This is a genomic window from Sphingobium sp. RS1 (genome assembly GCF_056156825.1).
Genome location: NZ_JBLZXE010000003.1, coordinates 358,937 through 380,622, shown reverse-complemented (window position 1 = coordinate 380,622; position 21,686 = coordinate 358,937). Strand labels below are relative to the sequence as shown.

The 21,686-nt window shown below is 62.1% G+C and carries 18 protein-coding genes; 5 read left to right on the top strand and 13 right to left on the bottom strand.

Annotated features, from left to right (window positions below; translation table 11 throughout):
• Nucleotides 1–39: 39 nt before the first annotated feature.
• From ACNHGR_RS21730 to ACNHGR_RS21670, 13 genes are all read right to left on the bottom strand, one after another.
• Nucleotides 40–1,968 carry a glycoside hydrolase family 2 protein gene (locus tag ACNHGR_RS21730; RefSeq protein ID WP_475288866.1) on the bottom strand — a complete coding sequence of 643 codons (1,929 nt, stop codon included), beginning with the start codon at nt 1,966–1,968 and terminating at the stop codon, nt 40–42.
• Nucleotides 1,969–1,970: 2 nt separating this feature from the next.
• Complete coding sequence (locus ACNHGR_RS21725; protein WP_475288864.1) at nt 1,971–4,277, bottom strand: GH92 family glycosyl hydrolase; 2,307 nt, start codon at nt 4,275–4,277, stop codon at nt 1,971–1,973.
• A gap of 372 nt (nt 4,278–4,649) precedes the next feature.
• Nucleotides 4,650–5,699: a LacI family DNA-binding transcriptional regulator gene (locus ACNHGR_RS21720; RefSeq protein ID WP_475288863.1), complete on the bottom strand. Its 1,050-nt coding sequence runs from the start codon at nt 5,697–5,699 to the stop codon at nt 4,650–4,652.
• A 66-nt stretch (nt 5,700–5,765) separates the two neighbouring features.
• Nucleotides 5,766–7,448, bottom strand: a complete 1,683-nt coding sequence (locus tag ACNHGR_RS21715) for a GMC oxidoreductase (RefSeq protein WP_475288861.1) — start codon at nt 7,446–7,448, stop codon at nt 5,766–5,768.
• A gap of 25 nt (nt 7,449–7,473) precedes the next feature.
• Nucleotides 7,474–8,319: a sugar phosphate isomerase/epimerase family protein gene (locus ACNHGR_RS21710; RefSeq protein WP_475288859.1), complete on the bottom strand. Its 846-nt coding sequence runs from the start codon at nt 8,317–8,319 to the stop codon at nt 7,474–7,476.
• Nucleotides 8,316–8,876 (bottom strand): gluconate 2-dehydrogenase subunit 3 family protein, encoded by a 561-nt coding sequence (locus ACNHGR_RS21705; protein ID WP_475288857.1) that lies wholly within the window; start codon nt 8,874–8,876, stop codon nt 8,316–8,318. Before ACNHGR_RS21705 ends, ACNHGR_RS21710 begins: the two co-directional genes overlap by 4 nt.
• Nucleotides 8,873–9,709: a 3-keto-disaccharide hydrolase gene (locus tag ACNHGR_RS21700; RefSeq protein ID WP_475288856.1), complete on the bottom strand. Its 837-nt coding sequence runs from the start codon at nt 9,707–9,709 to the stop codon at nt 8,873–8,875. The genes ACNHGR_RS21705 and ACNHGR_RS21700 overlap by 4 nt, the downstream gene beginning before the upstream one ends.
• Before the next feature lie 18 nt (nt 9,710–9,727).
• On the bottom strand, nt 9,728–10,645 hold the full coding sequence (locus ACNHGR_RS21695) for a hydroxypyruvate isomerase family protein (RefSeq protein ID WP_475288854.1): 918 nt from the start codon (nt 10,643–10,645) through the stop codon (nt 9,728–9,730).
• Nucleotides 10,646–10,686: 41 nt separating this feature from the next.
• Nucleotides 10,687–11,058, bottom strand: a complete 372-nt coding sequence (locus ACNHGR_RS21690) for a c-type cytochrome (protein WP_475288852.1) — start codon at nt 11,056–11,058, stop codon at nt 10,687–10,689.
• A gap of 448 nt (nt 11,059–11,506) precedes the next feature.
• Complete coding sequence (pyrC, locus tag ACNHGR_RS21685; RefSeq protein WP_475288850.1) at nt 11,507–12,544, bottom strand: dihydroorotase; 1,038 nt, start codon at nt 12,542–12,544, stop codon at nt 11,507–11,509.
• 75 nt (nt 12,545–12,619) lie between these two features.
• On the bottom strand, nt 12,620–15,367 hold the full coding sequence (locus ACNHGR_RS21680) for a TonB-dependent receptor (protein WP_475288849.1): 2,748 nt from the start codon (nt 15,365–15,367) through the stop codon (nt 12,620–12,622).
• Between the two features lie 15 nt (nt 15,368–15,382).
• The gene (locus tag ACNHGR_RS21675) at nt 15,383–16,117 is read right to left on the bottom strand and encodes an EF-hand domain-containing protein (protein WP_475288847.1); all 735 of its coding nucleotides are present in this window, start codon (nt 16,115–16,117) and stop codon (nt 15,383–15,385) included.
• Between the two features lie 44 nt (nt 16,118–16,161).
• Nucleotides 16,162–16,428 (bottom strand): hypothetical protein, encoded by a 267-nt coding sequence (locus ACNHGR_RS21670; RefSeq protein WP_184272863.1) that lies wholly within the window; start codon nt 16,426–16,428, stop codon nt 16,162–16,164.
• A gap of 435 nt (nt 16,429–16,863) precedes the next feature.
• On the opposite strand from ACNHGR_RS21670, the gene ACNHGR_RS21665 reads away from it, so the two are divergent.
• The 5 genes from ACNHGR_RS21665 to ACNHGR_RS21645 all read left to right on the top strand — a co-directional run bounded on the left by ACNHGR_RS21665 (nt 16,864) and on the right by ACNHGR_RS21645 (nt 21,686).
• Nucleotides 16,864–17,523 carry a hydrolase gene (locus ACNHGR_RS21665; RefSeq protein ID WP_475288846.1) on the top strand — a complete coding sequence of 220 codons (660 nt, stop codon included), beginning with the start codon at nt 16,864–16,866 and terminating at the stop codon, nt 17,521–17,523.
• 84 nt (nt 17,524–17,607) lie between these two features.
• Complete coding sequence (locus ACNHGR_RS21660; protein WP_475288844.1) at nt 17,608–18,444, top strand: alpha/beta fold hydrolase; 837 nt, start codon at nt 17,608–17,610, stop codon at nt 18,442–18,444.
• 22 nt (nt 18,445–18,466) lie between these two features.
• A complete protein-coding gene (locus ACNHGR_RS21655; protein WP_475288843.1) occupies nt 18,467–18,715 on the top strand; it encodes a XapX domain-containing protein in 249 nt (82 codons plus the stop codon).
• 80 nt (nt 18,716–18,795) lie between these two features.
• The gene (locus ACNHGR_RS21650; RefSeq protein ID WP_475289490.1) at nt 18,796–20,640 is read left to right on the top strand and encodes an amidohydrolase; all 1,845 of its coding nucleotides are present in this window, start codon (nt 18,796–18,798) and stop codon (nt 20,638–20,640) included.
• Between the two features lie 146 nt (nt 20,641–20,786).
• A complete protein-coding gene (locus ACNHGR_RS21645; RefSeq protein WP_475288842.1) occupies nt 20,787–21,686 on the top strand; it encodes a glyoxalase in 900 nt (299 codons plus the stop codon).

Here is a 21,686-nt window from a genome sequence, read left to right as displayed (position 1 = left end):
ATTAAGACACGCCAGCGACACGGTCGAGCGACGTCCCGTTCAAGGTGTGCCATCCCACAGCGGCGCGGCGATCTTCGCCAGATCCTCGGGCTTGGCCTTGGCCTGTGCGCGGTCGTAGGTCAGGAGGCCGTTGATTTCATCCTCCACATCGCTGGTCTGCGTGTAGACGGCAGCGGACAGGCCATGCAGCTTCGCCTGCCGCACCACCTCCTCCATCTTCACGCGGTAGCGGGTCAGATAATCGCCGTCGCCGCCCGCCACCTGATAGCTCCAGAGCGACTTTCCGGGCTTCCACAAATGGCCCTTCACCGGCAGACCGACGCCGCCATATTCGCCCAGCACGATGGCGCGATCGGCATGGCGGGCGGGGAGGTTGGGCTTGTCCTCATAAGTGTGGATGTCGAACACATCCGATACGCCGGGGGCGACATCCATCCAGCCGCTGTTGGCATCGACAAGGCGGCTGGGGTCGAGCCCCTTGACCGTGCGGGACAGGGTGTCGCTGTCGAACTGGCCCCAGCCTTCGTTATTGACGACCCACAGCACGATGGAGGGAAAGGCGCGCAGATTGCCGATCATGCGGGTTAGTTCCTCGATATGGTCGGCCATGGTCGAAGATGGGAAGACCGCCTGCCCCTGACTGGTGCCGGCGACGAACTGATCCTCTCCCCCGCCAGACGGCATGTCCTGCCAGATCATCATGCCGAGGCGATCGGCGTCGTAATAATAGCGCGCCGGTTCGACCTTGATATGTTTGCGGACCATGTTGAAGCCCGCTTTCTTGAGGAAGAGGAGATCGCTCTTCATCGCTTCTTCCGACGGTGGGGTCAACAGGCCGTCCGGCCACCAGCCCTGGTCCAGCGTGCCGTTGTGGAAAAGCGGCTTGTTGTTGAGCAGCAGCACCGGCTGGCCCCGCACCGGTCCCTGCCCCACCGAAATCTTGCGCATGGCGAAATAGGTGTCGACGCTGTCGCGCACCGCGCCGTCAGGTTGCGCGGCGGCATAGCGTTGCGTTTCGGCCAGCGTGAAGCGGGCGTCATAAGCGTTCCGGTCGCGGTCCTGCTGCCCGGCATAAGGATCACGCACGGTGATAAGTTCGGCCTTCAGGTCGTAAAGGAACGGATCGTCGGGCGACCAGAGATGGGCGTTCGGGATCGGCAGGGTGGCGTGGCGGTTGCCGCGCAGGATCGTGCTGGCGATGACTTTCCCGCCGCTGCTGGCGGTCAGGCGCACGGCGTCGGTGTCGCCGGCCCAGTTGCTGAGCGCCACGTCCACCTCCAACACCCCCCGGTCGATATCGGCGGTGGCGCGGACATCAGCGATATGGAGTTTGGGGACGGGTTCGATCCACACCGTCTGCCATATGCCGCTGACGGCCGTGTACCAGATGCCGCTGGGGTCCAGCGACTGCTTTCCGCGCGGCTGGGTACCCGCCGAATTGGGATCGGCTACCTGCACCATCAGTTCGTTATCGCCCGGTTTCAGATAATCGGTGATGTCGAAGCCGAAGGCATCGAAGCCACCTTTATGCCCGCCCACCGGCGCGCCGTTGACCATCACCTGCGACGCATAGTCTACTGCGCCGAAATTCAGCATGATCCGCTGCCCCGCCCAGTTGGCGGGCACGGTGAAACTGCGCTTGTACCAGAGCCGCTGGTCGGGCGTCAGCTTGCGCGCCACCCGCGACAGGCGCGATTCGACCGGAAAGGGCACCAATATCTGCCCATCCATCTTTTCCGGCCGGGCGACCGCCGGCACGGTGATGGCATAGTCCCACAGGCCATTGAGGTTGCGCCATTCGCGCCGCTGCAATTGCGGGCGGGGATAGCTTTGCCATACATTGTCGGGCGTCACCGCCCTGCCCCAACTGGTCGTAAGGTCGCTGGTATAAGTGGCATCACTTTGCGCGATGGCGATCGGTGCCACCGCAACGGAAAGGGCCATCAGGGCCGGGCCGAAAAAGCGCATGCTCATTTCCCCTTGTCGTCGGACATGGACGGTGCCGTCGCTGACGGCGCACTACCCCATTTCACATTGGGTTTCGGCCCCATTACGAAGGCGATCTTTGCCCCATCCTTGATGTCGGCATGGCGGAACCAGGGCTTGTCCCATGGCCGCCCGTTCAGCGTCATCGACTGGATGTAGATATTGGTGGCGCTGTTGTTCTTTGCGCTGATCTCCAGCCTTTTGCCGCCACCCATTTCCAGCGACACATGGTCGAACACCGGACTGCCGATCATGTAGACGTCGCTCGACGGATCGACCGGGTAGAAGCCCATGGCGCTCATGACATACCAGGAGGAGGTCGCGCCCTGATCGTCCATCCCGGCATAGCCGTAACCGGCGGCGTCGCTGCCATACATGTCGGTCAGGATTCGACGGACCAGCGCCTGCGTCTTCCATGGCTGGCCGGACCAGTCATAATAATAGGGCACCTGCTGGTCGGGCTGATTGCCGTGGACATATTGACCGATCAGGCCGGTGCAGTCGCGGCAGATACCCTTTGGCGTGTAGGGCGTGGCAAAGAACTGATCGAGTTTAGCATTGAACGCGTCCCGCCCGCCCAGCAGAGCCATCAACCCCTTCACATCATGCGGGGCGAGCCAGAGCGTCGACCATCCCGACGCTTCCTTCATCATGAAATTATAATAGGGTTCCTGCGGGTCGAAGGGCGCGATCCATTGGCCGTCTGCCGTGCGCCCCCGGATGAAGCCGGTGCCCTTGTCGAAAACATTGGCGTAATTGCCGGCGCGTTTCAGGAAGCGGCGCTGGTCGTCCGCCTGTCCCAGCCGTCCAGCATAATCGGCCAGCGCATGATCGTCCCACGCATATTCCATCGTGGTCGCCGCACCCGCCTTACCACCGGCATAGGGAGGGCTGGGATTGCCGTCGGGCACAATGTCGGCGATCCAGCCGTTGCGGTCATATTCGGCCAGATAGTCTCGCGGTCCCTTGGGATCGGTCGCGTTTTTCCGCAGATAATTCCACACGCCCGCATAGTCGAAATCGACGCCGCGCTTCCATGCGCCCAGATACAGGAACACTGCATTGTCGCCGTGGAAGGAGGTATTCATATACCCCTTTTCCTGCGCCATTTCGTATTCGGACTGCATGATGTCGTGGACGACTTCGGGTTCCATCAGCGTCAGCAGGACGATCTGGTTGCGGCCGGTATCCCAGAAGGGCACCGGGCCATAGCGATCATGGGTAGCGACCTGCACCTTACCATTGCTGTCGGTGAAACTCTCCCCCTTCTGCGCGATCAGGCGGGGGCTGGCGAAGGACTGGAACAGGGTGGAGTAAAATAGGCGGCGCTGTTTTTCGGTGCCGCCGCTGACCCTTACGCGGCCGAGCAGCCTGTCCCAGACGCCCCGCGCCTGGGCATGGACGGCGGCGAAATCCCAGTCGGGCAGTTCCTGCCGCAATCGCTGGGTCGCCTGTTCATAGCTGGTGCCGTGCGCCATGCGGACCAGAATCTCTTCCCCCGCCTTCGTGTCGTAGGTGACGTAGGCGCCGGCATAGGCACCATCTATTTTGCGTTCGCCCGGCGCAACATGCTTGTCGCCTATGCCCCATCCCGTCGCGTCGCCCGCCGCCTTGCTGAAGACGCCATGGGTAGTGAAGGGCCGCGAAAATTCGGCGACGAAATAGCGGCCGTCGATCGACTCCCGTCCCTTCGACACGCCCCGGATCATATGGTCGCCCACAATCTCCACCGTGCCGCCATGACCGGGCAGGTTGAGCAGGATGTTCGACCGTTGGCTTTGCGGTAAGGTGAACTGCATCAGGCTGGCCCAGCGGGTACCGGTCAGGTCCACCTGCGTGCTGAATGTGTCGAGATAGACCGAATAGCGGCCGGGCGACGCGACCTCCCGCTTCTTGTCATAATAGGCCTGCGTGTAGGCGGGCGGCACCGAAAAGTCGCCCACCACCGGCATGATGATCGGTTCGGCATTGCCGCCATAGGTCTGCCCGCCACCACCGGTGAAGCCGATCATCGTGGGATTGGGATAATGATAGGGCGTCGGCACGCCATTGGGGTAGGTCAGCGCGATATTATTGTTCACCGGCGCGGTTTCGACCGATGCATGAGGCAGGCGCGCGCCCGGCGATGTCTGCCCTGAATAGACCGGTTCCCCCGGTGGCGGAGCGTTGCCGATCAGGTCCGGTCGGTCGAGCGGCGCGGTGCCGACCAGCGGATTGGCGAGATCGACGCCCTTTTGCACGGGCAACTGGGCTCCGGCGCTCTGCGCCACTGTTGCAAGCAGGCCCGCCATGAGCATAGGCCGGGGCCAGCGAGGTCGAGAAACATTATGCGTGCAAGCCATGCCTGATCGGCCCTTTCCTCTCCAAGGGCGATCTTGCGCCGCCCAACCGGATGGCACGCAATTTATTAAATTAATTTACTTTGTCAATTAAGGCGGCGCGTTGATATGGTGAAGATGCAGGCACCGCACATGGGTCGAGCCTGACATCAAGTCTGGTTCGGAACGGTCGCCTGGTTTACGGATAGCATGGCGTTCCTCTGCTGCCAGAGCATCGTGCGGAAAAGTGGGAACCAGTTTTCCGCTTAAAACGATGCGACAACAAAAACTTAGAGCATGTGATCTGCGTCGCATTTAACGCAGCATGCTCATGCCTTAGTGAGATCAGATATCCGGCGCCCGCGTCACGGATTGGCGCTCCACGATGACATGATCGAACATTTCATCGGTGATGACCATCTTCTCGGCCCCCTTCCCCAGCGCAGCGATGAGGCATTGGGTCGCGCGGAAGGCCATCTCTTCCACCGGTTGCCGGACGACCGTGAGAGGCGGATAAATGCGCGATGCCAGCAAGGTATCGTCAAAGCCCGTCACCGTCAGATCGCGCGGCAGGCAAAGCCCCAGATGGTTGGCCTGGGCAATGACGCCGGCGGCCAGATCGTCGCTGCTGCATATGATCGCCGTGGGCCGGCCGGGGTTCGACAGGAGCGACTGCGCAGCCGCAATCCCCGACATATAGTCGAAATCGCCATGTTCGACGATCAACCGCTCATCCTCGTCGAGGCCATGCTGGCGCAGGGCCGTGCGAAAACCCGCCAGACGCGCGGAAACGACGCTGTAGGGATCGGGCCCGGCAATATAGGCAATGCGCCGATGGCCGTTGGCTATAACCCGTTCAGTGATGGAGAACATCGCCGTCTGATTGTCGATACGGACGGTCGTGACATCCGCCATGGCGGTGCCGGTCGCGATCGCCGCAAGCGGGACCCCCAGCGACGCAAGCACCGCCGAGCCGCTCAACTGTTCGGCAAATGGCGGCACGAGGAGGAGCGCATCCGCCCCGCTGCGCACCAGGTCCTGCGCGATCCGTTCGGCGCCAACGCGCGCGACATCCTCGCCATCGCGCAGGATGAGTTGCAGCCCATGGGCATTGGTCGCCCGCAACGAACCGACCAGCACCGCGTCAAGAAAGGGCGTGCGTCGGTCGTATATCAGCCCCATCGTCGTCGCCCGCGCCTTGGCCAGACGGCGGGCGGCGAGGTTGGGGACATAGCCCAGTTCATCGATCGCTGCCTGCACCGCCGCGATCGTTGCGGCGCTGGCGCGGCCGGCACCATTGATAACGTTCGATACAGTCATGGCGGACACGCCGGCCCGTTCCGCCACGGCGCGGACGGTTACCCCCCTTCGTCTCCTTTTCACCGTCGCATCCATGTCCCTTCCTTTCCCCGATAGCGCTTTGCCGATCGCGTCATAGTGGCGAAAGGGACAGGATGATGGTCAGACCGTGCCGGCCTTCAGTCCCTTGACGGCATGATCCACGGCCCGCGCCGTCAAGGCCATGAAGGTCAGCGACGGGTTGACGCAACTGATCGATGCCATCTGCGCGCCGTCGGTGACGAACAGGTTCGAGGCATCATGCGCCTGGCTCCATTTATTGAGCACCGATGCACGCGGATCGTCCCCCATGCGCGCGCCGCCCATTTCGTGAATGGCGTCACCCGGCACATGTTCCTTCACGCTGCTCTCGACATTTTTGAGGCCGGCAGCGCGCAACATCTTCTCCCCCTGCTCGCGGGCGTCGATCATCATCCGCTGCTCATTTTCGCGGAATGTAACGTTGAACCGCATGAGCGGTATGCCGAACCGGTCGGTCTTGTCCGGATTGAGCGCGACATGATTATCTTCATAAGGCAGGCATTCGCCGAACGCGCCCATCTGGAATTTCCAGCCGCCATAGCGGCGCATGCTTTCTTTCATCGACGCACCAAAGCCCACCGGCCTTGCCGGCTCGCGATAGGCGCCGCCCTGATAGCCATAGCCGCGCCTGAAGCCGATCCCGTCGTCCTTGTCATTGTTGCGGAAGCGCGGGACATAGATGGCGCCGGGGCGGCGACCATATTCGATAAATTCATCCATGCCGGGAATGTCGCCCTTCACACCGACGCGGAAGATATGGTCCATGACATAGCGGCCCAGCGTGCCGCTGGAGTCGAAATGGCTGCGTGTCCCGTCAGGCTGGCGCGAGTTCATGAGAATCTGCACCGATCCGAGGGTGGAGGCATTGAGGAAGACCAGTTTCGCGCTGACAGTTTCAGCCTGACCGGTCTTGGCGTCGATGAAGCGGACGCCCGTCACTTTCTTGGTGGCGGGATCATAGTCCAGGCTGGTGACGACGGCATCGGACCGCAGCGTCAGTCGTCCGGTCGCCCGCGCCGCTGGCAGCGTGACGGCCTGGGTCGAGAAATAGGCACCGAAGGAACAGCCATTGCCGCACTGGTTGCGCAACTGGCATTTGGTCCGGCCTTGCTCCGGCTTGTCCTCGGTCATGTTGGACAGGCGCGCATGGATCATCTTTCGACCGGGAAATTCGCTTTCCAGCCGCTGCTTCATCCATTTTTCCGCGATATTCATCGGCATGGGCGGCTGGAACTGGCTGTCAGGCAGATAGGCCAGATTTTCCCGCGAGCCCGACACGCCGATATATTTTTCGACATAGTCATACCAGGGAACCAGGTCATCATAACCGATCGGCCAGGCGCCACCGATCCCCTCGCGCTTGTTCGCCTCGAAATCGGCGGCGCTCCAGCGGAAGCTCCAGCGTCCCCAGATCAGTGATTTGCCGCCGACCGCCGCAGGACGAATCCAGTAGAATTTGCTGCCCTCGCCATAGTCATAGGGATTCAGCCGGTCATTATTGTAGAAAGCCTGGTTGCTCGGCTGAACATAGCCGTGCTTGGCGATGAAATAGTCGCTCTCGCGCAGGGCATCCGGCATGATGTTGCGCGCCGGAACTTCATAAGCCGGGCGGCCGTCATAGGCATAATCTTCGCCATGCTCGACCATGTGGCCGCGATCCAGCATCAGGACGCGCAAGCCTTTTTCCGTCAATTCCTTGGCGGCCCAGCCACCGCTGATGCCCGAACCGATGACGATCGCATCGAACCTGTCTGTCGAAGCCATGATGATCCTCTCCTTGAGGCTATTGTCAGAAACGCAGGGTGCGCAGCGTCTGGAAGCTTTGGGTGATGTCCGGGATGTAGGGCGCGGGGCACTGGTCGTTTTCGACATAGAAATGTCGCACGCCGGAAATGCCGTTCAGCTTGAACAGGCTGGCAAAGTCGATCGTCCCCGCCCCCACGGCCGTCATGCTGCGATCGGCACGCATATCCTTCACATGATAGGCATAGATGCGACCGGCAAGGCGCTTGATAAGCGCCTGGACATCCTCCCCGGCATGGACCGCCCAGTAGAGGTCCAGTTCGATCTTCACCAGTTCGGGATCGCAGGTCTTGACCAGCCGATCGAACAGGCTGACGCCATCGGGCTTCACGGTGAACTCGAAGTCGTGATTATGATAGGCGAAGCCAAGACCGGCCGCCTTCAACTGCGCGCCGAAACGATTGATATTGACCAGCGCCGCGTCCCAGGCCGCCGCTTCGCGATGCTTGTCCACCATATAAGGCAGGATCACCGTGTCTGCGCCCAGCGTCTTCGCCATGGCGACGCTGGCATCGAAATTGTCCAGCAGCGCATCATAGCCGATATGCAGCGACGGGCTGGTCAGGCCGAGGCGATCCATCGTCTTGCGCAGCAGCCTGTGATCCATCGCGTCATAGCCGCCACCGCCATATTCGACTTCGCGATAACCGACCCTGGCGACCTGCTCCAGCGTGGCGACCGGATCGGCGGCGAAGAGTTCACGCACGGTATAGAGTTGCAGGCCGATCTTGCGAATCTGTGCGGCCTGTGCGCCGCCCGCGATGAGGTTCTGGCCGGCGAGCGCTGCAAGGCCACCTGCACCCAGCAGGAGGGAACGACGGTTCATCATCATGCGGAATAGACCTTGTTGACCTGAGCATAGGGGAACGCGCCATTATATTCGCCGGGCACGGGCAGATATTCGCGTTCCTGCGTCATGCCGATTTCCGACGTGTAATAGCCGGTGATGACCATCTGCCGGAACGCTTCGAAAAACCCGATGCCGTTGGGGAAGCCGTCGTTCATCGCCAGCGTGAGCAGCGCGTCCTGCTGCTCCGGCTTGGCATCGACGGCGGGCAGTTTGTAATCCTGCCGGCTACGCGCGTCGATTTCCGCGAGGCCGGACAGGATCGGCGCCTGATCCTCCGGCAACGCCCAGTCGGCCAGCAGCTTCTCGATATAGGCGGGCACGCCCGCGGTGATGGCGCCAGGCGTGTCGGTCGTCGGCAATATGCGTTCGCTGAGCGCCGTCATCAGCGCGCGCTGGTCGGGCGTGAAGACCTGGACGCTGGGTGCGCCCTCACTGATGACGCCGGCCGGGGCGATACCAGCCGCGCGCGCGAGCGGCGCGAAAATCTGCGCGCCGAACATGGCGAGCACGCCGGCCAGCGCCTGTCTGCGATCCATCATTGTCCTGCTCCCTTTTCATCCTGTGCGATCGCATCCTCCGGCAGTGGCCGGACCCAGATATTGCGGAACGATACCGGCGAGTCATGATCCTGAAGCTGGATCGGTGCCTTGTCGCCATGGGCCTGATATTGGGCGACCTTGCGCCAGACGGTGGTGCCCAGCATCGCCTGATGGTTCTGCACCAGCACGCCGTTCAGCAGCACGGTGACATAGGCGGGGCGCGTAACGCTGCCATCGGCGGCGAAGCGGGGCCGTTCGAAGACGATATCATAGCTTTGCCATTCGCCGGGCTTGCGCGACGGGTTCACCAGAGGCGGCTTCCACGCATAGACCGACCCCACCGTGCCGTCGGCATAGGTCGGGTTCTGATAGCCATCGAGGATCTGCACCTCATAGCGCTGCATGAACCAGATGCCGCTATTGCCGCGATCCTGCGAGCTTTTCTGCGGTGGATTGGGCGAACGAAATTCCAGATGCAACTGGACGTCGCCAAATTCCTGTTTGGAGATCAGGGCATTTTCGCCGCCGCTTTCCGCGCGCGACGGGATGGTCATCACGCCCTTTTCCACCGTCCACGGCTTGCGCTCGCTGCGCCAGGCATCGAGCGATTGGCCGTCGAACAGGATGATCGCGTCGGACGGCGCACCGCCCGGCTGGACCGCCGGGATGACGACCGTGGGTGCCGGCCGATCGGGATCATGGACATGCCATTGGCCGCCCGGCAGCATCGGCGTATCCGTGAACCCCGGTTTGCCGGGCTTGTCCTGCGCATGAACCAGCGTGCCTGCCATCAGGCCGACCGCCATTGCCATGCCGATAGGAATGCGCTTCATCCTCTCGCTCTCCTTCATTTATGCCTTGTCGATGGCGCGATAGGCGGCGATCAGGCGCTCTTCGCCTTCACGGCCAGCCAGCGAATTGCCATGTTCCATACCGATCACGCCGCCATAGCCGCGCCCGCGAAGCCAACGGACGATATTGCTATAGTTGATCTCACCCGTGCCCGGTTCCTTGCGGCCGGGATTGTCGCCGAACTGGATATAGGCGATCTCCGCCCAGCAGGTATCGAGGGTCGGGATCAGATTTCCCGACTGGATCTGCTCATGATAGACATCCGCCAATATCTTGACGCCAGGACCGTTGACGCCGCGTGCGACAGCATAGCCCTGCGCGATCGACTGCATGAAGATGCCGGGATGGTTGGTCCGGGTGTTGAGCGGCTCCATCACCAGCGTAAGGCCATACGGCGCGACGATATCACCTGCGCGGCGCATGCAGTCGATGATCCGCCCCGTCTGAATATCCTGCGGCACCTTACGATCCATGAAGCCGGTGACGACAGTCATATGCTTCGCGTTCAGGCGCTTTGCGACGTCGATCGAAGCGCGAACATCAGCCAGGAACGCATCCCTGTCCGCATCGTCGTTGGCCCCCAGCAGCGGACGAAAATCCGACCATCTGGGCATGCTGGCAACGAAAACACCCATGGTCATGTCGTGCTTTGCCAATGCGCGGGCCATCGCTTCCTGTTGTTCGACGGAGCGACTGCGCGCTTCATTATCCTCCCAGGCCCGAAACCCCTGATCGGCAGCATAAGCGATCTGTTCCAGAAGGCCGCCCCGGCTTGCGAAACTGCCTTCGTGCGGCGCGTAGCGCAGGGAGAAATGGGCCGCGTTCGAACGATTATTCCTACCCGCAGCCGACAAGGAGGCCACCGGCATCGCCGCTGCCAATCCGGCCGCCATCATCGTCCGTCTGGTGATCGTCATGCTATGCCCCTCGCTCTACAACTGGCCCTGGCGCGCCATAATCATTTCAGGCTTTTGAGATAGGCAATGATCGCAGCCCGCTTGGCCGGGTCCGGCGTTGCAATCGGCATGCGCGTCCCCGGCACCTTCTTCATGGGTGCTGCGAGGAAATCGTTCAGGCTCTGATCGTCCCAACGGAGCTTGGATGCCTTCAACGCGGCGGAATAGGTGAATCCGGCCATGGAAGCGGCCGGGCGGCCAGCCACGCCATATAGGTTGGGGCCAAGGCCGTTTTTTCCATTCTTCTGGACATTGTGGCAGGCGCGACACGCACCAAAGGCTGCCGGCGCCGTTTGCGCAGGCACCGATACAGGCGTCGCCATCGCCAGAACGGCCATGATCGTCATCAGACCAGCGCTTGCTACTCTGCGCATCCTCGACTCTCCATCTTATTATTGTTTCATGATATTTACCGGTAAATCAAACGAGATCAAGGGTCGCCGCGTCGCCGTTCTGGGGAATGGAGGCGGGCACCATCAGCCTTTCCAGCGGCGCGGGCAAATGCACGGGCAGATCGCTGCCCGCCAATGCGTATGTGGCAGCCGGATTGTCCTACAGGATCGATCTCTATTATTCTGTGTCCGGCTCTTTTCTTTGTCGACCCAAGATGCGTTGCAAACCGGTCCCCGCAGGCAAGGCAAAAGCGAAATACGGTGACAATTCTGCATGCATTTGCGGTGCTTGTGTCACTTTATCGCCAGATCCCGAGCGATAGAGATATGTCTCGCGCGACCTGGGATTTGCCCCAGGTCCGCTATTCGTTGGCTGGAAACTCTACCTGCCGAAGCGCAGGGTGCGTACTGGCGCGGTAGCGTCAGACGGTCAACCGACGAAACGCCAGCGCACCAGTTCTCCGGCATGGAAAGGCACCAGGCTGATCTCTCCCGCCATGACCTTCTCAGGCACGCCAACCTCTTCCCGGCTCAGCGTGACGGCGCCTTCGTTCAGGGGCAAGCCATAGAAATGGGGGCCATGTTCCGACGCAAACCCTTCGAGGCGGTCAAGGACGCCTTCCTCTTCGAACACCTGCGCATAGCTTTCCAGCGCGAAGGGCGCGTTGAAGATACCGGCGCAACCGCAGGCCGCTTCCTTGCGATCGATGGCATGTGGGGCGCTATCCGTCCCCAGAAAGAATTTAGGCGAACCCGACACGGCCGCCTTGCGAACTGCCAGACGGTGCGTCTCGCGTTTGGCGACGGGCAGGCAATAGGCATGGGGACGAATGCCGCCGTCAAAGATCGCATTGCGATTGATGATGATGTGCTGCGGCGTAATGGTCGCCGCGATCTGCGGCCCGCTGCCTTCGACGAACGCCACGGCTTCCGCCGTCGTGATATGCTCCAGCACGATCTTGAGCGCAGGAAAATCCCGCACCAGAGGCACCAAAATGCGCTCGATGAACACCGCCTCTCGATCGAAGATATCGACGTCGCGGTCGGTCACTTCGCCATGGATCAGCAGCGGCATGCCGATCCGCTGCATCGTTTCCAGCACCGATGTCAGCTTGCGGATATCGGTGACGCCGTGCGCCGAGTTGGTGGTGGCATGGGCGGGGTAGAGCTTGCAGGCGGCGAAGACGCCCTGTTCATACCCACGCGCAATCTCTTCCGGATCGGCATCATCGGTCAGATAGAAGACCATCAGCGGTGTGAAATCCGCGCCGGCGGGCAAGGCATTGAGGATACGATCCCGATAGGCCTGTCCAGCGGCCACGCTGATAACGGGCGGCGTCAGGTTCGGCATAACGATAGCCCGCGCAAACTGCCGCGCCGTATAGCCGACGACGGCCTTGAGCATGTCGCCGTCGCGAAGATGAACATGCCAGTCGTCGGGGCGGCGGATCGTTATCTGTGATGTCATGCGCTCGCTCTAGCGGGATGAGCGCGAGCCGTCGATGGCAAGTTGCAACACCGAGCCAGCTCGACGCTCATGGCATCAGAATATCTTTCTGATCGACAGCATCAGTGTGCGCCCCTCCGGATCGAGATAGGCTGGCTGATAGGCGATCGGGGTGGCACCGGTCGCATCCGTCACCTTCTGCCGCTGGTTCAGCAGATTGCCGATGCTGAAACTGACGCGCATGCCACGCGCCCAATCCTGCCCCCGGAAGCGATTGGCCAGATTGGCGAACAGGCGCAGGTCGAATGTCACCAACTGCCCAAAGCGCAGGTCACCGCCGGACGTCGTCTGATCGCCGCTGACATGGGACGCGCTCTTCCAGTTGCCGTCCAGCCGGACGCCCACGCCATTGTCGATCAGGCCGCTGCTCAACTGCACCTTGTGCCGGGCCTGCGGGCTGCCGCCCAGCGTGCCGCCGTTGAGCAGATCGACCCAGGGCCCGCCTTCCGTCAGCAATACGGCGTCACGCAGCATGACGCTATGATAGAGCGACAGTTGCAATCGCGCACCATTGTCGCTGCCACCGCCAAACGGTCCGCCACCCGGAAGAGGGCCGCGCGGCCCACCGGGACCACCGCCCGGCGTCCCTCCTCCCCCCGGTCCTCCACCTGGAGGTGCGCCATCAGGCGGCGGTCCAGGTGGCGGCCCGAAACCATCAGGTCCGTCAAAGCCACCGGGCGGCCCCATCGGCACGGCATCATCCTGCCGACGACCATTCACCAATATGTCGGCGCCGCCTTCGCCTGCTTCCGGCCCAGCTTCGGCGGCGCCGTCCGCTTGCCCGGCAATATCGGGATTGCGCTGGTCCGATGCTGTCTTGTCACCATCGGTGGTGCTGCCTTGTGCGGGCGCGCCGCTCTGCGCTATCCGCTGCCATGGCGGCACCATGCCGGCGGGCGGCTCGGGCCTTTTGGGCTTGCGCAATATCTGGGTGAAATTGAGGCCCCAGCGCAGTTGCTTCACCTCTTCCCGCGCAACATTGACCGATCGGGTATCGATCCGCGTCAATATGCCATCTTCGTCGCGGGTGTAGCGGTCGGGAAAGGCTGTCTCCAGCGCGGATGACACGCCCGACAGGCTGATGATCGCATCGCGTGTCACGCTGTCCGCATAATTGGCCGACAGAGTCAGATTGACCTTGGTAAAGGGCTTTGCCGTCACGCCAAGCTTGAACTGGCGCCGGTCGTCCGCCCGCAAAGCAGAGTTACCACCGCTCACCTGCGTCACCGTTGCGCTTTCCCCGCGCACATAGTCGTAGACGCGCACATTGCTGGTCGTGATCGACGGGCTGTTGCGCTGCTCCAGCGTGGGCGCGGTACGATCATTGTTGATTGCGGCAATGAAGGTGATGCCGGTACGCGGCGTCCAGTTGAGGCCATAGCCCAGCGTGCCAAGCGTCCCATAATCCGAAACCTGCGTCACCGACGCATTCACATTGGCGGTCAATGTGCCAAGGGCCGATAGAAAATGGTTGCGGCGGCTGGCGATCGGCAGGTCGAAGCTGATCTGCGCGCCGCCATTGGTCCGACTGATCGTGCGCTGCGACGTTATGCCATCAAGGCTGGACGAGGATTGCAGGCTGCTAGTATCGCCGCTCAGACGCATGCTAACCCCGACATTGCCCGCCGGCACCTTGAACAGCTTGCCATTGACCAGCAGGCTGGCGCTGCCCGTATCCTGCAAGGCACGGGCCTGTTGCGTCTGCATCCGCCCCAGCAATGAATTCGAGAGTATGGCGGAGGCATCGACTTCGCCTGCGTCGATTGCCGCCTGGACATCGTCCAGATCATAGCCGCGATCGCTATCGGTGCGCGTATCGCTATGGCTGTAGCTGCCGATCATCGACAGGCGCCACAGCTTCGACAGGTCGATATTCAGACTGACACCACTGCTGAGCGTCAGCGTCCGACTATCCTGCCGCAGCGGGTCGAGCGAGAGTATGCGATCAACCATCGTCCCATCCTGCTCGGTCAGGCTGTCCGATGGCAGACCATTGAGCGCGGCGCTGCTTTCATAGTCCACCCGCCCGTTCCAGGACAGATTGGCTTTCCCGCCCAGCTGGTGCGCCACGCTGGCATTGAGGGTGTAACTGCGGGTCGATGGCGACAATGTCCGATAGGCGCGGTCATCCCGCACACGCCCCGTCGGGTCGTTCGCTATGTCCGGATCAACGATCACGTCGCGCTCACTCTCCAGCAGCGATGCCGCCGTCTTGGCCCGTGCCGTAACGTTGATGCGATCATTGTCGTGGATGCGGGTATAACCAACGGAAGCGGTGATATTCTCGCCCTGCCCTTCAGTCGCCAGCCCGCCTCCCGCATTGGCGACCTGCGATCGGAAACGGCGGCGCAGGATGATGTTCACCACCTTGCGCTGCGCATCATAGCCATATTTGAGGGCCACCTCCTCCGGCAGGATGTCGAGCCGCAGGATCGATTCGGTCGGCAGGTCATTGACCTCGTTGACGCCGGATATGCGCTTGCCGTTGACCAGCACCACCGGCCCATCATCGCTGCGCCCCTGATTGCTGCTGGTCTGAGCGGTGATCTCATCCAGCAATTCGCTGACCGTATCGACTCCATAAGCGTCGATATCCGCGCGACTGAGCTGATTTTCGGCAGGAATATCGCCGATAACGGCACCCGGTACAGCCTGTCCGGTCACGACGATCTCATCTGCCGCAGCGGTTTGCGCCAGGACGGAGGTGGAGAGAGCAGGCAAGCTGCATCCCGCGAGCAGCAGGATGCTGCCCGCCCGCAGGCGGATCGCAAATCTGTAGCGCATGAGGAGGCTATCGCGTCAGTTGCGGGGTGGCGGCGGGCCGCCAGGGCCACCCGGACCGCCGGGACCAGCGGGACCGCCAGGTCCGCGCCGCGGCATCAGGCTGCGCATTTCATCCGCCGACAACAGGCCGTCATGATCGGCATCTGCCGCATCGAAGCGACCGTGCTGGAAAGCGAGCAGCTCCTCCAGCGACAGGCCGGCATCATAATTGCTGTTGGCTTGCGCAATGACCGTCGCGTTCAGCGGCTCGATAAGACGGGCCAGCACGGCATCTTCTGCATCGTCGCCCAGTTGTGGCAGGATCGCTTCGGCCACCGGCCCGCCCTGATCGCCGAGCGCCCCGGTTTCGGACAAGGCGACCGATCCCATGCTGCCCTGCCAGACCTGGAATTCGGTCAGGCTGATCGCGCCATCATGATCGGCATCGATCGCCGCGAAACGGGTGCGGATGATCTGGTCACGGCGCGCCTGCACCACCAGTCGCAACTCGTCGATCGTGACCAGACCATCGCGATTGCTGTCCGCCTCCCGGAACATGGCGGTCACTACCTTGTCCATTTGCGTGCGTTTGATCGGCTTCATTTCGCGTGGCCTGGCCGGCCGACCCTGACCACCACCGGGCGGGCCATCACCACTCCCCGGCGGGCCGCCCATACCGCCACCCATAGCGCCGCCGCCCATGCCGCCTTGAGCGAGAAGCGGCGTGGAACAAAACAGCATTGCCGCCCATAGCAAAGTCCTGCGCGTCATATCGAATGATGTCCTGAAATGATGTCCGTAGGCACCTATGCGCTTCAAAGCGTGCAACGCACTTTCTTGCCCCGGTTCAGATAGCTGTCCGACTTGGCGTCATAGCTTTTGTAATGGCTGCGGCAGGCCGCCTCATGCCTGGTCTTCTTCGAGGCCGCCGCCGCCACATCGGCCTTGTTCGGTTGAGTCCTGGACGTCTGACGAACGGAGGGCTTCCCATCGACAGGATGCTGCGCCTGCGCAAGAGCCGGGCCGCCAGACATCCCGATCAGCATTGCCGCAACCAGAATGTTTACCGAAAGAGATGTCATGACAGGGCCTTTCCGTGATCTGGCAAGACCGTATCGGCCCTGCCTGCACGCCCCTCTGGCCGCTTCGTTTTGCCTGGCCATTTCACGAATATTTCAGATCTGCCCGATGCCGATGGCAAACTACCTCGATTTAAATGGCGGACCATCGTCAGCGCATGATCGAAGCATTGAGCATGCGACGCGGCGCGATCCGATCAAGCCCGCTCTCATCGACGTTTGACACCGGAATATGCGCGCCTTTTTCCATCCGAATGATCGCGAACACATCTGCCTGCTACAAAGGCGGAGAGCCATGGGCGCGGGCGACAGAGCTATGGCACCATTTCTATTTTATAGAATAGATTGATAAGTTTTATCTGGATATTTCCAGACATGCGCACCGGCTAACACTGGCCTTACAGCAGCGATGCCTGCTCGAAACCAAGGAGCCGACCCATGACGATCACCGCCACCCCGACCCCCGGCAAATCCCTCATTTCGCCGAGCGACCACACGCTGATCCTGATCGACTTCCAGTCGCAGATGGCCTTCGCAACCAAGTCGATCGCGCCTGAATTGCTGCGCAACAATGCCGCCCTCATCAGCCGCGCCGCCAAGTCCTTCGGCGTGTCCACCATCCTGACGACGGTCGCGGAAAAGAGCTTTTCCGGCCCGATGTTCGATGAAATCACCGATGCCTTCCCCGGCCAGAAGCTGCTCGACCGCACCAGCATGAACACCTGGGAAGACGCCGCCGTGATCGAGGAAGTGAACCGCATCGGCAAGGAGCGGATCATTTTCGCGGGGCTTTGGACCAGCGTCTGCATCGTCGGCCCGGTCGCCTCCGCGATCGATCAGGGCTTCGACGTCTATTTCATCGCCGACGCCTGTGGCGACATCAGCGAGGAAGCGCATGAACGCGCTGTCCAGCGCATGATCCAGCTGGGCGCCAAGCCGATGACCTCGCTCCAATATATGCTCGAACTGCAACGCGACTGGGCGCGCACCGAAACCTACGAGTCCACCACCGGCATCGCCAAGGAATTTGGCGGCGCATACGGCCTGGGCATCAAATATGCCAAGAGCATGTTCGGCGCTTCCGAGGGCGCCCACTAACTCCGGCGCCGGGCCGGCGGCCCAGTCCCTCCCCGGTGTTGCCGGCCCCTCTCTCTTCATCCTCTCCCGAAAAGGATCATCCTCATGAGCTTCGTGACCACCGACGACGGCGTCGACATTTTCTTCAAGGACTGGGGCAGCAAGGATGCCCAGCCCATCATGTTCCATCATGGCTGGCCGCTCTCGTCCGACGACTGGGACGCGCAGATGCTGTTCTTCCTCTCGAAGGGCTATCGCGTCGTCGCCCATGATCGTCGCGGCCATGGCCGCTCAGCCCAGGTGAGCGAAGGCCATGACATGGCCCACTACGCCGCTGATGCCGCTGCCGTCGCCCGCCATCTCGACCTGAAAAACGCCATCCATATCGGCCATTCGACCGGCGGCGGTGAAGTCGCGGCCTATGTCGCCCGCTATGGCCTGCCCGAAGGCCGCGTCGCCAAGGCCGTGTTGGTCAGCGCCGTGCCGCCGATCATGCTGGCGACCGAACGCTACCCCGATGGCCTGCCGATGGATGTGTTCGACGGCCTGCGCGCTGGCCTTGCCGCCAATCGGGCGCAATTCTTCCGCGATGTCGCCGCCGGTCCCTTCTACGGCTTCAACCGCGAAGGCGCGGACGTGAAGCCCGCCGTCATCGACAATTGGTGGCGTCAGGGCATGATGGGCAGCGCCAAGGCCCATTATGAGGGCATCAAGGCTTTTTCCGAAACCGACCAGACCGACGACCTGACCGCCATCACCGTGCCGACGCTGGTGCTGCATGGCGACGATGATCAGGTCGTGCCTTACAAAAATGCCGGCGTGTTGCAGGCGAAAATCCTGCCCAATGCGACGCTGAAGATTTATCAAGGCTATTCGCATGGCATGCTGACGGTGAATGCCGACGTGCTGAACGCCGACATCCTCGCCTTCATCCAGAACTGATGCATCGCGCAGGAGGCTGGTGATGAAAGTCTATCTTCTCTCTCTGGGCGCCGGTCTTCTGGTCGGGATCGTCTATTCGCTGCTAGGGGTGCGCTCGCCCGCGCCCCCGGTGGTCGCCCTGATCGGCCTGCTCGGCATTCTTGTCGGCGAACAGGTCATTCCGCTCGCCAAGCGCGGGGCCGATACCCATGAACTGACCCGCTTTGCATGCAACGAATGCCACGATCATATATTGGGCAGCCTGCCCGACAATCGAAAGGACGACGCATGATCACCCGCCGCGACGCCATGGCGGGAGTCGCCACCGCCGCCCTGCTCTCTCCCCTCTATGCGCATGCCAAGGAACGTCCCATGACCGACACGATCATCGTCAATGCCAAGGTGACGACGCTGGATCGGGGAAATCCCGCGGCGGAAGCGGTCGCGATCCGCGACGGCAAGTTCCTGGCCGTGGGCAGCGAGGCCGAGGTGCGCGCCGCCGCACCGGGCGCCACGATCATTGATGCCAAGGGGCGTCGCCTGATCCCCGGCCTTATCGACAGCCATATGCATATCATTCGCGGCGGCCTGAATTTCAACATGGAGCTGCGCTGGGACGGCGTACCGACGCTCGCCGAGGCGATGGATATGCTCAAGGCGCAGGTCGCCCGCACGCCCGCCCCGCAATGGGTGCGCGTGGTCGGCGGCTTTACCGAGCATCAGTTTGCCGAAAAGCGCCTGCCGACGATCGCTGAGCTGAACGCCGTTGCGCCCGACACGCCGGTGTTCATCCTGCACCTTTATGACCGTGCGCTGCTGAACGCGGCGGCGCTGCGCGTCGTGGGCTATAGCAAGGACACGCCCAATCCGCCAGGCGGCGAGATCGTCCGCGACGCCGCCGGAAACCCGACCGGCCTGCTGCTGGCGCAGCCCAATGCCACGATCCTTTATTCGACGCTGGCCAAGGGACCGAAGCTGCCGCAGGAATATCAGCTCAATTCCACCCGCCATTTCATGCGCGACGTCAACGCGCTGGGCGTGACGGGGGTGATCGACGCGGGCGGCGGCTTCCAGAATTATCCCGACGATTATGAGATTATCGAGAAGCTGCATCAGGACGACCAGCTGACCGTCCGCATCAGCTACAATCTCTTCACCCAGAAGCCCAAGGAAGAGCTGGCCGATTTCTCCGGCTGGGTGAAGCAGGTCAGGCCGGGTCAGGGCGACGATACCTATCGCCACAATGGCGCGGGCGAGATGCTGGTCTATTCAGCCGCCGACTTCGAGGATTTCCGCCAGCCGCGGCCAGACATGGCGCCGAACATGGAGGGCGATCTGGAGCCGGTCATCCGCTTGCTCGCCGAGCATAAATGGCCATGGCGTCTGCACGCCACCTATGACGAGACGATCGGCCGCGCACTCGACGTCTATGAGAAGGTGAACCGAGATATTACCTTGCAGGGCATCAACTGGTTCTTCGACCATGCCGAAACCATCAGCGACCGGAATATCGACCGGATCGCCGCGCTGGGCGGTGGCATCGCGGTGCAGCACCGTATGGCCTATCAGGGCGAATATTTCGTCCAACGCTATGGTGCGAAGGCGGCGGAGCGTACCCCCCCGATTGCCCGCATGATCGCGGCGGGCATTCCGGTTGGTGCAGGCACTGACGCCACTCGTGTCGCCAGCTACAATCCCTGGGTGTCCTTGAGCTGGCTCGTCACCGGCCGCACCGTCGGCGGCTTCGCCCTCTATCGCGGCGACAATCGCGTCAGCCGGGAAAAGGCGCTGGCGATGTGGACCCATGAAAATACCTGGTTTTCCAACGAGATCGGCAAGAAGGGCCAGATCAAGACCGGGCAACTGGCCGACCTTGCCCTACTATCGGCCGATTATTTCTCTGTGCCGGAGGATCAGATCGTTCATATCCGCTCGGTGCTGACCCTGCTCGGCGGCAAGGTGGTCCATGGTGAAAGCGATTACGCCTCGCTCGCGCCCGACCTGCCCAAACCCATGCCCGACTGGTCGCCGGTCGCGACCTTCGGCGGCTATCACAAGACCCGCGAGGCACGCGCGCAACTGGCATCCGCCTGCGGCTGCCACAGCGCCTGCGGCATCCACGGCCATGACCATGCCGCTGCACTGGGTGCGGATGTGCCGGCGGCCGACGTCCAGACCTTCTGGGGATCGCTTGGCTGCGGCTGTTGGGCCGTCTGATTGGGTTACGGCCCCTCCAGATGCGGAGGGGCCGGCTGCCATCTATTCCATTATTTCGAACATGGCGGTCGATTTTATTCGGATCGATCGAGCGATGCGTGCTGCCTAAAGCCCGTCTTGTCCCCTGACAAACCGGAGCCACAGACATGACCCGCTTTACGATGATCCTCGCGACCCTGATGGTCGCAACCACCCCGATCGCTGCGCCGGCGACGGGCAAAACCGCCACCACGGCCGATTATTCGGTCGGCCCGCAATATGACACCACCCATGTCTATGTGCCCGAAGGCCAGTTCGACGCCTTCGTCACCAGCTTCGTCGCGACCTTCGGCGGCAAGACGTCAAAGCAGGGCGAATTTCAGGTGACGCCGACGCCCAGCCTCACCAAGTCGCAGCTAGCGCTGACCCCGGTCGGCACCGTCTCGGTCTTCGGCTTCAAGACGCCCATCCCCTATCCCTTCGGCGATGAACGCACCGGCTATCTGGTGAGCGACATGGACGCTGCCGTCTCCTCCGCCGTGAAGCATGGCGCGGTGCGCCGTATCACCACTTTCCCCGATCCGATCGGCCGTGACGTGGTGGTGCAATGGGCCGGCGGCGTGAACATGCAGCTTTACTGGCACACCGCCAAGCCCAACTATGCCGCTCTCACCACCGTGCCGGAAAACCGCATCTACCTGACGGCAGACGTCGCCGACATATTCATCAAGAGCTGGATTGGCTTTGCGCATGGCAAGATCGTCTCCGACGACCGCACCGCCAAGGGAGAGGAAATCGGCCAGCCCGGAAAGACCATCCGCCGCGTCGCCATCGAAAGCGGTTATGGCAAGATGACCGTCTTCGTCTCAGACGGACAACTGCCATGGCCCTATGGCCGCGACATGACCGGCTATGAAGTGGCCGACATGAACGCCACTTTGGTGAAAGCACAAGCGGCCGGCGTCGAAACGCTGATCGCGCCGAAGACGGTCGCCGGCCGCCAAAGCGCCATCCTGCGCTTTCCCGGCGGCTATATTGCCGAAGTGCACAGCGCGGGGGCAGAGTAA

Coding starts and splice junctions, on each gene's coding strand:
- ACNHGR_RS21730 (WP_475288866.1), bottom strand. CDS start 1,968: ATGCGCTTTTTCGGCCCGGCCCTGATGGCCCTTTCCGTTGCGGTGGCA.
- ACNHGR_RS21725 (WP_475288864.1), bottom strand. CDS start 4,277: ATGGCGGGCCTGCTTGCAACAGTGGCGCAGAGCGCCGGAGCCCAGTTG.
- ACNHGR_RS21720 (WP_475288863.1), bottom strand. CDS start 5,699: ATGGATGCGACGGTGAAAAGGAGACGAAGGGGGGTAACCGTCCGCGCC.
- ACNHGR_RS21715 (WP_475288861.1), bottom strand. CDS start 7,448: ATGGCTTCGACAGACAGGTTCGATGCGATCGTCATCGGTTCGGGCATC.
- ACNHGR_RS21710 (WP_475288859.1), bottom strand. CDS start 8,319: ATGATGATGAACCGTCGTTCCCTCCTGCTGGGTGCAGGTGGCCTTGCA.
- ACNHGR_RS21705 (WP_475288857.1), bottom strand. CDS start 8,876: ATGATGGATCGCAGACAGGCGCTGGCCGGCGTGCTCGCCATGTTCGGC.
- ACNHGR_RS21700 (WP_475288856.1), bottom strand. CDS start 9,709: ATGAAGCGCATTCCTATCGGCATGGCAATGGCGGTCGGCCTGATGGCA.
- ACNHGR_RS21695 (WP_475288854.1), bottom strand. CDS start 10,645: ATGACGATCACCAGACGGACGATGATGGCGGCCGGATTGGCAGCGGCG.
- ACNHGR_RS21690 (WP_475288852.1), bottom strand. CDS start 11,058: ATGCGCAGAGTAGCAAGCGCTGGTCTGATGACGATCATGGCCGTTCTG.
- pyrC (WP_475288850.1), bottom strand. CDS start 12,544: ATGACATCACAGATAACGATCCGCCGCCCCGACGACTGGCATGTTCAT.
- ACNHGR_RS21680 (WP_475288849.1), bottom strand. CDS start 15,367: ATGCGCTACAGATTTGCGATCCGCCTGCGGGCGGGCAGCATCCTGCTG.
- ACNHGR_RS21675 (WP_475288847.1), bottom strand. CDS start 16,117: ATGACGCGCAGGACTTTGCTATGGGCGGCAATGCTGTTTTGTTCCACG.
- ACNHGR_RS21670 (WP_184272863.1), bottom strand. CDS start 16,428: ATGACATCTCTTTCGGTAAACATTCTGGTTGCGGCAATGCTGATCGGG.
- ACNHGR_RS21665 (WP_475288846.1), top strand. CDS start 16,864: ATGACGATCACCGCCACCCCGACCCCCGGCAAATCCCTCATTTCGCCG.
- ACNHGR_RS21660 (WP_475288844.1), top strand. CDS start 17,608: ATGAGCTTCGTGACCACCGACGACGGCGTCGACATTTTCTTCAAGGAC.
- ACNHGR_RS21655 (WP_475288843.1), top strand. CDS start 18,467: ATGAAAGTCTATCTTCTCTCTCTGGGCGCCGGTCTTCTGGTCGGGATC.
- ACNHGR_RS21650 (WP_475289490.1), top strand. CDS start 18,796: ATGACCGACACGATCATCGTCAATGCCAAGGTGACGACGCTGGATCGG.
- ACNHGR_RS21645 (WP_475288842.1), top strand. CDS start 20,787: ATGACCCGCTTTACGATGATCCTCGCGACCCTGATGGTCGCAACCACC.